This is a genomic window from Bradyrhizobium sp. USDA 4503, assembly GCF_054055815.1.
This window is the reverse complement of sequence record NZ_JBSRXS010000001.1, coordinates 8,799,965-8,813,698: the sequence shown is the minus strand read 5'-3', so window position 1 is coordinate 8,813,698 and position 13,734 is coordinate 8,799,965. Positions and strand designations below refer to the sequence as shown.

8 protein-coding genes are annotated in these 13,734 nt (G+C 65.7%); 3 read left to right on the top strand and 5 right to left on the bottom strand.

Translation table 11 applies throughout. The features are described from left to right. Window positions 1–13: 13 nt before the first annotated feature. A complete protein-coding gene (locus ACVMIH_RS41280; RefSeq protein ID WP_456781179.1) occupies window positions 14–1,396 on the bottom strand; it encodes an ethanolamine ammonia-lyase subunit EutB in 1,383 nt (460 codons plus the stop codon). A 338-nt stretch (window positions 1,397–1,734) separates the two neighbouring features. Between ACVMIH_RS41280 and ACVMIH_RS41275 the strand changes: the two genes are divergently transcribed. Further along, complete coding sequence (locus ACVMIH_RS41275; protein WP_141339491.1) at window positions 1,735–3,441, top strand: methyl-accepting chemotaxis protein; 1,707 nt, start codon at window positions 1,735–1,737, stop codon at window positions 3,439–3,441. Window positions 3,442–3,606: 165 nt separating this feature from the next. After that, on the top strand, window positions 3,607–5,109 hold the full coding sequence (locus ACVMIH_RS41270; RefSeq protein WP_456814144.1) for a sensor domain-containing diguanylate cyclase: 1,503 nt from the start codon (window positions 3,607–3,609) through the stop codon (window positions 5,107–5,109). Window positions 5,110–5,156: 47 nt separating this feature from the next. On the opposite strand, the gene ACVMIH_RS41265 is transcribed toward ACVMIH_RS41270, so the two are convergent. The 4 genes from ACVMIH_RS41265 to ACVMIH_RS41250 form a co-directional block, all read right to left on the bottom strand. Further along, window positions 5,157–6,035: a transglutaminase family protein gene (locus tag ACVMIH_RS41265; RefSeq protein ID WP_141339487.1), complete on the bottom strand. Its 879-nt coding sequence runs from the start codon at window positions 6,033–6,035 to the stop codon at window positions 5,157–5,159. Beyond that, the gene (locus ACVMIH_RS41260) at window positions 6,032–8,569 is read right to left on the bottom strand and encodes a circularly permuted type 2 ATP-grasp protein (RefSeq protein ID WP_456815851.1); all 2,538 of its coding nucleotides are present in this window, start codon (window positions 8,567–8,569) and stop codon (window positions 6,032–6,034) included. Before ACVMIH_RS41260 ends, ACVMIH_RS41265 begins: the two co-directional genes overlap by 4 nt. Window positions 8,570–8,589: 20 nt before the next feature. After that, on the bottom strand, window positions 8,590–11,847 hold the full coding sequence (locus ACVMIH_RS41255) for a transglutaminase family protein (RefSeq protein WP_456866311.1): 3,258 nt from the start codon (window positions 11,845–11,847) through the stop codon (window positions 8,590–8,592). Between the two features lie 226 nt (window positions 11,848–12,073). Continuing rightward, window positions 12,074–12,577 (bottom strand): GDSL-type esterase/lipase family protein, encoded by a 504-nt coding sequence (locus ACVMIH_RS41250; RefSeq protein ID WP_316394705.1) that lies wholly within the window; start codon window positions 12,575–12,577, stop codon window positions 12,074–12,076. Between the two features lie 169 nt (window positions 12,578–12,746). Here ACVMIH_RS41250 and ACVMIH_RS41245 point away from each other — a divergent pair, with 169 nt between their 5' ends. After that, window positions 12,747–13,715: an IS481 family transposase gene (locus tag ACVMIH_RS41245; protein ID WP_456866307.1), complete on the top strand. Its 969-nt coding sequence runs from the start codon at window positions 12,747–12,749 to the stop codon at window positions 13,713–13,715. Window positions 13,716–13,734 lie beyond the last annotated feature (19 nt).

Sequence of the window (13,734 nt, the reverse complement as noted above, 5' to 3'; positions counted from 1 at the left end):
TTCGCTATCCCCCTCAGGTCAGGAGCCTGGCAGCGAGGTCGGGCAGCCGCTCCGCATCGGCCACGAGGCGGAAGTCCTGCCCGGCAAGGCCGACGCGCGCGAGCCAGTCGTCGAATTCGGGGGCCCGCCTCAGGCCGAAAAGGTCGCGGACATAGAGCGCATCGTGAAACGATGTCGACTGATAGTTCAGCATGACGTCATCCGCGCCCGGCACGCCCATGATGAAGTTCACGCCGGCGGCCGCGAGCAGCGTCAGGAGATTGTCCATGTCGTCCTGATCCGCCTCGGCGTGGTTGGTGTAGCAGACGTCGATCCCGAGCGGCAGGCCGAGCAGCTTGCCGCAGAAGTGATCCTCGAGCCCGGCGCGGATGATTTCCTTGCCGTCATAGAGGTACTCAGGACCGATGAAGCCGACCACGCTGTTGACGAGCAGCGGATCGAACGCACGCGCCACCGCATAGGCCCGCGCCTCGCAGGTCTGCTGGTCGACCTGGTGATGGGCATTGGCGGACAGCGCTGAGCCCTGCCCGGTCTCGAAATACATCACATTGTCACCGACCGTGCCGCGGCGCAGCGACAGCCCCGCTTCCCGGGCCTCCCGCAGCAGCGAGAGGTCGACGCCGAAACTGCGATTGGCCGCCTCGGTGCCGGCGATCGACTGGAACACGAGATCGACCGGCAGCCCCTGCCCGATCAGTCCGAGCGTGGTCGTGACATGGGTCAGCACGCAGCCCTGCGTCGGAATCTCGAATCGCGTGATGATGTCGTCCAGGAGCCGCAGCAGGGTGCCGATGACGTTTGGGTCGTCGCTCGCCGGATTGATGCCGATGCAGGCATCGCCCGCTCCCAGCAGCAGCCCGTCGAGAATCGAGGCGGTGATGCCCTTGGGGTCGTCGAAAGGATGGTTCGGCTGCAGCCGCGTGCTCATTCGCCCGCGCAACCCGATGGTGTTGCGGAAGCGGGTCGTCACCTCGCATTTCTTCGCGACCAGGATCAGATCCTGGTTGCGCATCAGCTTCGACACCGCCGCAACCATCTCTGGCGTGATGCCGCGCGAGATCTTCTTGATCGCTTCCCCGCTGGCGGCATCCGACAGCAGCCAGTCGCGGAATCCGCCGACGGTGAGCGACGACACCGGCAGAAAGCCGGCAACGTCGTGGCTGTCGAGGATCAGGCGGGTGACTTCGTCAGCCTCATAGGGGATGACAGGCTCATCGAGGAATTGTTTGAGCGGAACATTGGCCAGCGCAAGCCGCGCTGCGATCATCTCCTCCGCGCTGTCGGCGGCGATGCCGGCCAGGCGGTCGCCTGAACGCGGCGGCGAGGCCTTGGCAAGCAGGATGCGCAGATCGTCGAATGCGTAATTGGTGGCGTCGATGGTGTGACGATAGAGCATGAGGGGTTCGTCGCGGGCTGGGGCAGCGCAATCTAGCACCTCTTTGCGAAAGGCGTGCCATCGGCTTCGCCCCGCGTGCTGGCGCCTTTGCCGGTAACGGCGGCGCAGCCTCGGCACGACCGCAAGCCGCGAGCACCCGGCAGACTCAAAGCGGCCCATAAGGCATTGGGATTATTTACAGATTTTAACGGTCGCGGCTGCACAAATCTCGCGTGTTAACAAATTGTCCATGAAAATTTTGCATAAGCTTTAATCGGCCGAAGGTACTCCCCGGCCTCTTGGAGTGCCCCGCAATGCCCGCCCCCGTCACATCCCCCATCTCCATGTCCCGGCCTCCAATGGCATCCCGATTCTCGCTTGCTGCCAGGCTGTACTCGACGTTTGCGCTGATTGCGGCGCTGACCGCGGCCATCACCTTCCTGTCCGAATACAATGCGCGGCGTAATGCCGAGCTGACCGAGGCCGTCGACCTCGCAAGCCGTGCCGCACTCAATGTCGAGCGGGTCAATTCACTGGTCTACGCCGTGGTGATGGAATCCCGCGGCATCTACATGTCGACCGATCCGGCAGCGGTGAAGAAATACGGCGACGGGCTGCTGGCGTTCAACGAACGCATTCTCGGCGTGGTCAAGAACTGGGAAACGCTGGTGCAGGCCGACGACGCCGCCCAGTTCGCGGTGTTCAAGAAGCGCATCGAGCAGTTCATCGATTTCCGCAAGGAGCTGGTACGCCGCGGCATCGAGATCGGCGCCGCAGCCGGGCGGGAATGGGGCGACAACGACGCCAACCGCGACGTGCGCACCGCACTGAACAAGGATCTCGAGGCGCTCTCCAAGGTCTATGCCGACCGCAGCAAGAAGCTGGCGCGGGAGACCGACACCAACCGCACGATGGCGCTGGTGCTGACCGGCCTCGGCGCCGCGGCCTTGATTGTGGTGGTACTCGGCGTGCTGATCATCGCCCGCTCGGTGGCCCGGCCGCTGTCGCAGATCACCATGACGATCAAGCGCGTCGCCGAGGGCACCGACCATGTCGAAGTACCGCATGTCGGGCGCAGCGACGAGATCGGCGCACTGGCACGCGCCATCAAGGTCTTCCAGGAGGCGATGGACCGCAATCGCAGCCTCAACGCGCAGGTCGTACAGGATTCCGAGGCGCGCGACGCGCGCGGCCGGCATATCGAGACCTTCGTCGAAGCGTTCCGTGGCACGATCGGCGAGGTGCTCCGCGCGGTGCACGACAACGCCGCGACGATGCGTCAAACCGCGCAGACCATCGCAACCGTCGCGTCGGACGCCAGCGACCGCGCGGTGGCGGCGGCAGGCGCCACCGAACAGGCCTCGAGCAACGTCTCCGCGGTGGCGGGCGCAGCCGAAGAACTCTCCGCCTCGGTCGAGGAGATCGGCCGCCAGGTCAAGCAGTCGTCCGGCGCAGTCGATCAGGCCGGTGCGCGCACCGACCGCTCGATCACCGAGATCGAGGGCCTTGCCGCCACCACCCAGCGCATCGACGGGGTGCTGAGTCTGATCCAGGCGATCGCCGAGCAGACTAACCTGCTCGCCCTCAACGCCACCATCGAAGCCGCCCGCGCCGGCGATGCCGGCCGTGGCTTCGCCGTCGTCGCGCATGAGGTCAAGGCGCTGGCCGGCCAGACCGCGAAGGCAACCGCCGAGATCAGCGAGAATGTGGGCCTGATCCAGGCCTCGACCCGCAACTCCGTGGCCGCCGTGCGCGAGATCGGTCAGGCGGTGCGCGAGATCAGCAACGTCACCGCGAACATCGCGAGCGCGGTCGGCCAGCAGGACGCGGCGACGCGCGAAATCTCCGCCAATGCCCAGATGGCCGCCCAGGGCAACGAGACCCTGGTCACTAATGTCGGCTCGCTCCGCGATGACATGGACCAAACCAGCAAGGCGGCGGAATCGGTGCTCGCGGCCTCGAACGATCTGACCACAACTGCCGAGACGCTGTCGCGCGAGGTCGAGCAGTTCTTCCGCAACCTGCGCAGCGACGCGGCCGACGGCCTGCAGCGGACCGGAACCTGAGCGGCGATCTGGCGGGGCCCTGCGACAGGGCCCCGGCAATTCGGATGGTTAAGACTCTCCCAACGCACGGACACAAATTGCCTCCGTTTCGGGTCGCATTTCTCAATTTGATGCCTCCATAGAAAAGCGTCGCTGCGCGAGGGCGCGGGGAAGTGGAACCGAGCAATGAACGGGCTTTTGCCAAAGCCGAAGGCAGTGCCGACCAAACGGCTCCTTGCGCTCGGGATCGGCCTCGTTCTCTGCTTTTCGGCGATCTGCGCATCCATCCTCTGGGAGATGGCGGGCAAGGACTATCAGCATGCGAAGCAAGGTGCGACCAACCTCGTCGCCTCCATCGCCAGCGAGATCGACCGCAACATCGACCTCTACGACCTCTCGCTCCAGGCGGTCGCCGACGGCGTCAAGCTGCAGGAACTCGGCAAGATCAGCCCGGAGCTTCGCCAGGTCGTGCTGTTCGACCGCGCCGCCACGGCCAAGGATCTCGGCTCGATCCTTGTGCTGAATGCGGCGGGGGACGTCACGCTCGATTCCAGGACGTTGACGCCGCGGGCCGCAAATTTCGCCGATCGAGACTTCTTCCGGGCACATCAGACGCGAGCGGACGGCGGGCTGTTCATCAGCGCTCCGTGGATTACCTCTGACGGCGAATATCTGATCAACCTCAGCCGCCGCATCAACAATGACGACGGTTCCTTTGCCGGCGTGGTCGCGGGCAGCATGCGGCTCAGCTATTTCCACAATCTGTTTCGCAAGCTGAATTTCGGCTTCGGCGACAGCATGGCGCTGTTCAACAGCGATGGCGTCATACTGATGCGCGCCCCGTTCGACATCAGCAAGATCGGGCAAAGCATCAAGGACTCTCTGGTCTTCAAGCAATTTCCGGCACGACAATCCGGCTCCTACATCACGAAATCGATCGTCGATCATGTCAGCCGGCTCTATGTTTTCCAGGCGGTCGGACACAATCGCCTGCTCATCGCCGAGGGTCTTGCGCTCGACGGCATCTATGCCGACTGGTGGCAGCAGCTCTGGCTGATCGGCAGCGTGGTGGCAGCGCTCTGCGGCTTCTCGATCGTGCTGATGTTCTACCTGGTGGCCGCTCTCAAACGGCGGGCCGCCGCGGAAGACCGGCTCGCGCACCTCGCGAGCACGGATGCACTGACGGGCCTCGCCAATCGCCGCCGCCTCGACGATACCCTTGACGTCGAATGGCGCCGTGGCATGCGTGCAAAGGCGCCGGTCTCGCTTCTGATGATCGACGTCGATCATTTCAAGATCTACAACGACACGTACGGGCATCAGGCCGGCGACGCCGTGCTCACCACCGTGGGACGGTGCATCGCAAGCAGCGCCAAGCGTGCAACTGATCTCGGTGCCCGCTATGGCGGCGAGGAGTTTTCGGTGTTGCTGCCGGGCATCGGCAAGACGGGCGCCCTGGAAATTGCCGAACGGATTCGCACCAAGCTGGCGGCTGCGCGGGAATCCGAGCCTGAATTGCCGACCGTCAGCATCGGATTGTCCTGCCTCGTCCCGGACCACGAGCGCACGTCGCGCGATCTGCTCAAGGCCGCGGACCTCGCGCTCTATCAAGCCAAGCGTGAAGGCCGCGACCGCGTCATCGTCAGCCCGATCGGGTGGGACAAATCGGGCAAGCGGCACGTCGCCTGATCGCGACCGCATTGGCGCGGTCGAGCGCGCCGCGCGCCCATCCCGGCTCACCCCACCGGCAGCACGTCGACCGCAACGGCGAGCTTCTGCTTGCGCGCGCCGACGATGACGCCATCGACCGGCGAGACGTCGGCGAAGTCGCGGCCGATGGCGAGAATGATGTGGTCGCTCCCGACCATCAGATCGTTGGTCGGGTCGAACCCGACCCAGCCGAGCGCGCTGCCGCACCAGACCGAGACCCAGGCATGGGTGGCGTCGGCGCCCTGCAGCCGCGGCTGGCCCGGCGGCGGAATGGTGCGCAAATAGCCGCTGACATAGGCCGCGGGCAGGCCGAGGCCGCGCAGCCCCGCGATCATCACATGGGCAAAGTCCTGGCACACGCCGTGGCGCTTCTCGAACACGTCGCGAAGCGGTGTCGAGATCACGGTCGCCTTGGGATCGTATTTGAAGTCGTTGCGGATGCGGCGCATCAGGTCGGCCGCCCCGGTGAGGATGCCGCCGCCGGGCAAAAAGCTCGCGGAAGCGTAGGCCGTCACGGGCCGTAGCACCGGCACCAGTGCGCTGGCAAAGACGTAGCCGACCGGCGAGGCCGCATCGAGGCTCAATGCCTCGAACGCGTTGTCACGCACGTCCTCCCAGGGCGGACTGGCGGCGTCGCACGCCGGCGGCTGTCGCGCCACCGAGACCCGCGAGCGGGCATCGATGCGCAGACTGCGATGCGCGGTCTCGATCAGGACGCTTTCAGTGAGCGTGCCGAAGAAGTCGCGCCTTGCGGTGCGTTCCGCGGGCCTCGGACGGATCTCGACCGAATGCGAGATCAACTGCTGCCCGTCGCCAGTGACCGGCTCCAGCCGCAGCGAGCAGCGCGCGAAGCTGACCTGGGTCTCGTAGCTGTAGGTCGTGACGTGACGGATGTCGTAGATCACGCCAGCCCCGTGAGCTTCTCCGGCCGGCTGGCATTCGGTCCGTGCGGGAAATAATGCAGCCCGATCGCGTCGGCGAGGTTGAGCAGATCCTGCTCCAGCGCGAACAGCGTCTTGACGTCGAGGCTCGAGGCTTCAGCCGTTGTGAGCATTGCCTCGACCGCGACGGCAAGACGCTGCGGCCGCTCGATCAGGCCATGCTCCTTCAGGCTCGGCAGCGCGGCAATATGCTCGTTCAGCGCCGCGACCTGGAATGCGACCGAGCGCGGATTGTAGGGGTCGAGCACCGCCAGATCGCGCACCGGTGCGAGCAGCGGCTGCACCAGATAGCGCGAGCGATAAGTGATCTGGCAGTCGACCAGCGTGAGCAGAACGTCGAGGTCCTCGTCACCGGCTTCGTCATAGGCGAACTGACGGGCAAAGCGCGTGGTGTTGACGGCGCGCTCGGCGCGGCGGCCCATCTCGAGGAAACGCCAGCCGGCGGCGCGGTTCATGTTTTCCTGCGCGAGGCCGGCGAAGCTTGCGAGCTCCTGCAAGGTCAATTCGGCGGCGCTGACGACGCCGTCATCGTCATGAACCTCGATGGCCAGCCGATCAGCCATCTCGGTGATGACCTGCCAAGCGTCCGGCGACAGCCGCTCGCGGAGCGAGGTCGCCGTGCGCTGCGCGGATCGCACCAGCGACAGCGCCGAGCCGAATTTCTCCTCGCTCTGCAGCGCTTCGAGCGCGACCTTGGCGAGATTGGCGCGCGCGGTCTGCGAGGCCGCGCCCCAGGCGACCAGCATGCGCTGGATGCGCTCGGCCGAATGCATCGCCGGCGCCGCGCCGTTCGAATTCGCGCGCGCAGGATCGCGCAGCGGCGTGCACAGCGCGCGGATCAGCCGGATGGTGGCCTCGGCGCGCTCCAGATAGCGGCCGAGCCAGAACAGATTATCGGCGGCGCGGCTCGGCAGCACGCCGGCGATGCGGCGGATGCGGACGGTGTCGACCGCCGGCAGCAGGGTCGAGGTCTCAACCGCCTTGTCGGAGACCACCCAGACATCGGCGGACACCGCGCCATCGCCCATCGACACCGCGCGCGCATCGGCCCGATCAGCAATCCGGCAGAAGCCGCCGGGCAGCACAGTCCAGCCGCTCGGCGTCGCCGCCGCGAACACCCGCAACACGAACGGACGCGGCGCGATGCGACCGTTCTCCCATACCGGCGTGGTCGACAGCCGCACGAGCTCCTGACCGACATAATCGATGCCGCGATGGCTGATGGCATCCTTCAGGCGGTCGCGGTCCGCTGCCGACAATTCGCCCGGGAGCACCGGTCCGTTGCCGGGAAAATCCGCAACGCCGCGGCCATAGGCGCCTTCGATCGCGAACTCGTCGAGCCGCGACAGCACCTCTTCGCGGGCGGATTTCTGGCCGCACCACCAGGTCGCGATGTGCGGCATCATCAGGTCTTCAGAGAGCAGGCGCCGGCACAGATTGGGCAGGAAGCCGAGCAGCGCCCTCGCCTCCATCACGCCGGAGCCCGGCATGTTGGCGACCACGACGCCGCCCTTGCGCAGAACCTCGACAAGCCCGGGCACGCCGAGATAGGAGGACGCGTCGAGCTCGAGCGGATCGAGCATGTTGGAATCGACCCGGCGCAGCAGCACGTCGAGCCGCTTCAGCCCGGCGACGGTGCGGATGTGGACGCGATCGCCTGAGACCGCGAGATCGTCGCCCTCGACCAGCAGGAAACCGAGATAGCGCGCCAGCGTGGCGTGCTCGAAGTAGGTCTCGCTGAACGCGCCGGGCGTCAGCAGGCCGATCCGCGGCTCGTCGCGATCGGCGCTGGCGCGCAGCGAATCGCGGAACGCCTCGAAGAACGGCGCGACGCGCTCGACATTCATCGACTTGTAGAGATTGGAAAAGGCGCGCGACAGCACCAGGCGGTTTTCCAGCGCATAGCCCGCGCCCGACGGTGCCTGCGTGCGATCGCCGAGCACCCACCAGCGGCCGTCAGGCCCGCGGCCGATGTCGGCGGCATAGAGATGCAGATAGCGGCCCCCCGGCGGCTTGATGCCGCTGACCGCGCGCAGATACTCGCTGCTGCCGGCGATCGCCGCGGCAGGGATGGCGCCGTCCGCAACGAGGCGGCCTTCGCCGTAGAGGTCGGCCAGCACCATCTCCAGCAGCTGCGCGCGTTGCGCGACACCGGCGGCGAGCTGGCGCCAGTCCGCCGCGTCGATGATCAGCGGCAGATGGCTGAGCGGCCAGATCCGGTCGGAAGTGTCGCCCGGCGCGCGATAGGTGACGCCGGCCTCATGCAGATGGCGATCGGCGGAGGCGAAGCGGCGCTCGATATCGGCCGGCGACAGCGCGGCAAAGGCGTCGAAGAAACGGGCCCAGACCGGCCGCGGCGCGCCGTTGTCTGCAATATACTCGTCGGGAATGCCGGGCAGCCGGACATAGTCGCGGGTCCACTGCGCCATCCGGCGCTGACCGGGACGGGCCCTGCTCTCCTGACTGCTGCCTGGACTATTGCCACCCGATGCGGACATTCCACTTCCCCTTGACACAATTAGTGCAGGAGCGGCGTCCGCAAGTCGAGGGTCAAGGGAAACTCAATTGTGCGTTCCTCCGGCGGCGTCTCGATCTTGCCGGGGGTATGGCCGTGCTCCTGGAAGCGCGCCAGCCGCCGCGCCTCGGCCTCGTAGGAATTGACCGGCTTGGTCTCGTAGTTGCGGCCGCCGGGATGGGCGACATGATAGACGCAGCCGCCGAACGAGCGTCCGTTCCAGGTGTCGATCAGGTCAAACGTCAGCGGCGCATGCACGGGAATGGTCGGATGCAGGCCGGAGGCCGGCTGCCAGGCCTTGAAGCGGACACCGGCGACCGCCTCGCCGGCACGGCCGGTCTCGGTCATCGGCATCCGTCTGCCGTTGCAGGTGATGACATGGCGCCCATCGACGAATCCGGTCGCCTTTACCTGCAGCCGCTCGACCGACGAATCGACATAGCGCACGGTGCCGCCGGAGGTGCCCTCCTCGCCCAGCACGTGCCATGGCTCGAGCGCCTGCCGCAGTTCGAGACCGACGCCGCCGTGATGAACGCGGCCGAAGGCGGGGAAGCGGAATTCGAGCTGTGCCTGGTACCATTCCGGCTCGACGTCGTAACCGGATTGCTTGAGCTCGGCGAGCACGCCGAGGAAATCCTCCCAGAGGAAATGCGGCAGCATGAAGCGGTCATGCAGCGCGGTGCCCCAGCGCACGAACCTGCCCTGCTGCGGCTCACGCCACAGCTTTGCGATCAGCGCGCGGATCAACAGTTGCTGCGCCAGCGACATCCGCGGGTCGGGCGGCATTTCGAGCGCGCGGAATTCGACCAGGCCGAGCCGGCCGGTCGGGCCGTCGGGCGAATACAGCTTGTCGATGCAGATCTCGGCGCGGTGGGTGTTGCCGGTGATGTCGACCAGGATATGCCGGAACAGGCGATCGACCAGCCACAGCGGCGCATCCATGCCCGGCGGCGGCACGTGCGACAGCGCAATCTCCAGCTCATAGAGCCCGTCATGCCGCGCCTCGTCGATGCGCGGCGCCTGGCTGGTCGGGCCGATGAACATCCCGGAAAACAGGTAGGACAGCGACGGATGCCGCTGCCAGTACAGCACGAGGCTCTTCAACAGATCGGGCCGGCGCAGGAACGGTGAATCCTCCGGCCTGCTGCCGCCGACCACGATGTGGTTGCCGCCGCCGGTGCCCGTGTGGCGGCCGTCGATCAGGAAACGGTTGGCCCCTAACCGCGTCTTGGCGGAGTCCTCATAGAGGCCGAGCGTGATGTCGACGGCCTCGCGCCAACTCTGCGCCGGCTGCACGTTGATCTCGATCACGCCGGGATCCGGCGTCACCTTGATCACCTCGATGCGCGGATCGAAGGGCGGTGCATAACCCTCGACGTGCACCTGCAGCTGCAACTCTTCGGCCGCGGCTTCGATCGCTGCGATCAGGTCGAGATAATCCTCGACCTTCTCGACCGGCGGCATGAAGGCGCACAGCACGCCGTCGCGAACCTCGATCGACATCGCGGTGCGCACCGGCAGCGGCTCGGGAATCTCCTTCAAGGCTTGCTGCAGCTCGTCGGAAAGCACGTCGCGCGTCGCCATCGGATCGCGTTCGACGACGTAGGGATAATCGTCCGGCGGCACATATTCGAGCGAGGCGATCGGAAGCCGCAAGCCCAGCGGCGAGTCGCCGGGTGACAGGAACAGATGGCTACGCCGGATCTTCCAGCGCTCGCTGCGCCAGCGTGCCGGCACGCGATCACCGAGCGGGCTCCAGCGCTGGATCGGCAGCACGTAACCTTTCGGCGTGGTCAAACCCTCGTCGAACACCCGCGCCATCCGGGCGCGCTCTTCCGGATCGGTCAGCTTGGAATTCGCCGGGCTGACATTGGCCGGCAGGCTGGCTTCACGCTGCAGCCAGAAGGCGGGATCTTCATAAGCCGGCATGGCATAGTCGACGCCGAGACCAAGCTTGGTTGCTGTTACTTTGACGAAACGCTGGGCCTCCGCGATCTCGGCCCTGCGCGAATTCTCAATGCCGGCGATCAGCTCGGCATTCTTCCAGATCGGCTTGCCGTCCTTGCGCCAGTAGAGACCGAACGCCCAGCGCGGCAGGCTCTCGCCGGGATACCATTTGCCCTGGCCGTAATGCAGCAGGCCGCCCGGCGCGAACCGCGTGCGCAGCTTGCGGATCAATTCGTCGGCGAGCGCGCGCTTGGTCGGGCCGACCGCGGCGACATTCCACTCCGGCGATTCCAGATCGTCGACAGAAACGAAGGTCGGCTCGCCGCCCATGGTCAGGCGCACATCGTCTTTCCTCAGGTCGGCATCGACCTGCTCGCCGAGCTGGTCGAGCCGCGCCCAGGATTCATCGGAGAATGGTTTGGTGATGCGCGGCGCCTCGCCGATGCGCTTGACGCTCATCTCGAAGCCGAACTCGACATTGGCAACGCCCGCGGTGCCGGTCACCGGCGCGGCCGAACGATAGTGTGGCGTGGCGCAGACCGGGATGTGGCCCTCGCCCGTCAGCATGCCGGAGGTGACGTCGAAACCGATCCAGCCCGCCCCCGGCAGATAGACCTCGGCCCAGGCGTGCAGATCGGTGAAATCGCTCTCGACCTCGCGCGGCCCCTCGAGCGGATCGATGTCCGGCCGCAGCTGAATGAGATATCCGGAGACGAAACGCGCGGCGAGCCCGAGGTGGCGCAGCGTCTGGATCAAGAGCCACGCCGAGTCGCGGCAGGAGCCGGAGCCCGCGGCAAGCGTCTCCTCCGGCGTCTGGATGCCGGCCTCCATGCGGATGACGTAGCTGATCTTCTTCTGCAGCTGCGCGTTCAGCTCGACCAGGAAGTTGACGGTGCTGTCAGCCTGGCGCGGAATCTCCTTCAGATAAGCCGCGAGCAGCGGCTCGGCCTCATCGGTCTCGAGATAGGGCGCGAGCTCGGTCTTGAGATCGCCGGGATATTCGAACGGAAAGCTGTTGGCAAAGGGCTCGACGAAGAAGTCGAACGGATTGACCACCGTCATGTCAGCGGTGAAATCGACCTCGACCTTGAGCTCGGTGGTCTTCTCTGGAAAGACGTAGCGCGCCAGCCAGTTGCCCTGCGGGTCTTGCTGCCAGTTCACGAAGTGATTGGCGGGCGTGACCTTGAGCGAATAGCTCGTGATCGGCATGCGCGTATGCGGCGCGGGCCGAAGCCGAATGGTCTGAGGCCCGAGATCGATCGGCCGGTCGTATTTGTAGTGCGTGACGTGATGCAGTGCGACTGATATCGACACGGACCGAGGGCTCCAGCAGCTTTTTTGAGCAGAACACTGCTGCCGGTCGACATCAAGCACTAACAACGGGCACGGGGTGCCCAAGGTAAGGGCGCGATCCGTAGCCCTGATGGAGCGAAAGCGAAATCCGGGGCCTTCATCCGCAGGAAGAGTCCCGGATTGCGCGGAGCCTGTCATCGGGCGCGCATTCGCGCGACCCGTTGGCTTCATCCGGGCTACGCGATTGCTAGCGGCCGATTGCGCCGGATACCTGCGAAGCAAGCTGCTCGGCGAGCATATGATAGCCCTCGGGGGTCAAATGCACACCATCGGGCTGATGGGGGAGTCCACCCAGCATCCCGTTAGGGAGCATGATCACGGCGATGCCACGGGCGCTGAGACGACTTTGGATATCCGCGGTCCGGTCAGGGCTGCCCTTGCGCCGGTCATTGCCGCCTGGCTGCAAAATAACCGCACGGGTCCCGTTCGGGACGGCGCGGTCGAGGCGTTGCAGCATCCCTTCCGTGGTCTCGCCGTTGATGCCGGCGTTCACGATGCGGACGCTCAATCCCTTCGCCCGCAAGATCGCTTCGAGCTGCGCGGGATAGGCCTGGTTGCGCGCCACGCCCTTGCCGTAGGTATTGCTCGCGCCAAGCGCGACTATGGTTGCGGCGTCAGCCGAAGCGGCGCCGAGGCTCAAAGCGGCGAGAAATGCAATGCATCCAACAATTCCCAACCAACGCGCGCGCATGCTTCCTCCGTCCCCTCCGTAGCCCGGATGGAGCGCAGCGTAGTCCGGGAAGCTTCATTCGCCAACGTACTTCCTTGTCGTCCCTGCGAAAGTGTTTGGTCCCTGCTGATTGGTTGGATGGAATCGGTGTAGAACGAGGCGTGGCTTTTATCATGGAGCGCTTCGCGTCATGGAACTGAGCCTGCATGCGAACGCCACGACGACACCGAAGACGCGTGCCTACATCCAGCGCAGCAGGAAGTCGGTCGCCCAATTGGCGGCCGAGCTGGGGGTCAGCGAGACCACAATCTATCGCTGGCGCGGTCGCAGCACGGTCGAGGATCGCTCGCATCGGCCGAAGCACCTCACGACCAGCCTGTCCGCCCTTGAGGAACGGGCAGTGTGTGAGCTGCGGACATCGCTGCAGCTGCCGCTGGACGATATCGTCGAGGTGATGCAGCGGTGCATCAATGCCAAGCTGTCCCGCAGCGCGATCCACCGCTGCCTGCAGCGCAACGGCATCAGCCGGCTTGCCAAGCCTGACAAGCCCAAGGCCGGCGTCTTCGAAAGCGCCAGCATCGGCTTCATTCATATCGACGTGAAGTATCTGCCCGCGCTGCAACGCCGCACCAGTTATGCCTTTGTCGCGATCGATCGCGCCACCCGATACGTCTTCGTCGAGATCCATTCCAGGCGAGACGGAACGACCGCGACCGGCTTCCTCGAACGCTTCCTGGCCGACTTTCCGCACGGTGTTCACACCATCCTGACCGACAACGGAGCCGAGTTCACCGACCGCTTCGCCGTCGACAAGAAGAACAAACCGGTCGGGAAGCCTTCCGGCGACCATCCCTTTGATCGGCTCTGCAAGCAGCGCGCAATCGAGCATCGCCTGACCAAGCCCTACCACCCGCAAACCAACGGCCTCGTCGAACGCTTCAACCGGCGCATCGCTGAAGCCATCGGCCGCGAACACAAACGGGGCAGCGCCCGGCGGACCTTTGTCAACCACGCCGACCGCGACGCCTTCATCGCCAAGTTCGTCCACGACTACAATCGGACCCGCCTCAAATGCCTCGGCTACCTGGCGCCAATCCAGGCCCTCGCCAATCACACGGGACCGAACACGAAAGCAGGGACCCAGACCGCGTGGTCCTAATGATGAAAGACGATGGCAG

What these genes read in the sequence shown, in the direction of transcription:
- ACVMIH_RS41260 (WP_456815851.1), bottom strand. Translation starts at nt 8,569, where the DNA reads ATGTCCGCATCGGGTGGCAATAGTCCAGGCAGCAGTCAGGAGAGCAGG.
- ACVMIH_RS41280 (WP_456781179.1), bottom strand. Translation starts at nt 1,396, where the DNA reads ATGCTCTATCGTCACACCATCGACGCCACCAATTACGCATTCGACGAT.
- ACVMIH_RS41270 (WP_456814144.1), top strand. Translation starts at nt 3,607, where the DNA reads ATGAACGGGCTTTTGCCAAAGCCGAAGGCAGTGCCGACCAAACGGCTC.
- ACVMIH_RS41245 (WP_456866307.1), top strand. Translation starts at nt 12,747, where the DNA reads ATGGAACTGAGCCTGCATGCGAACGCCACGACGACACCGAAGACGCGT.
- ACVMIH_RS41250 (WP_316394705.1), bottom strand. Translation starts at nt 12,577, where the DNA reads ATGCGCGCGCGTTGGTTGGGAATTGTTGGATGCATTGCATTTCTCGCC.
- ACVMIH_RS41275 (WP_141339491.1), top strand. Translation starts at nt 1,735, where the DNA reads ATGGCATCCCGATTCTCGCTTGCTGCCAGGCTGTACTCGACGTTTGCG.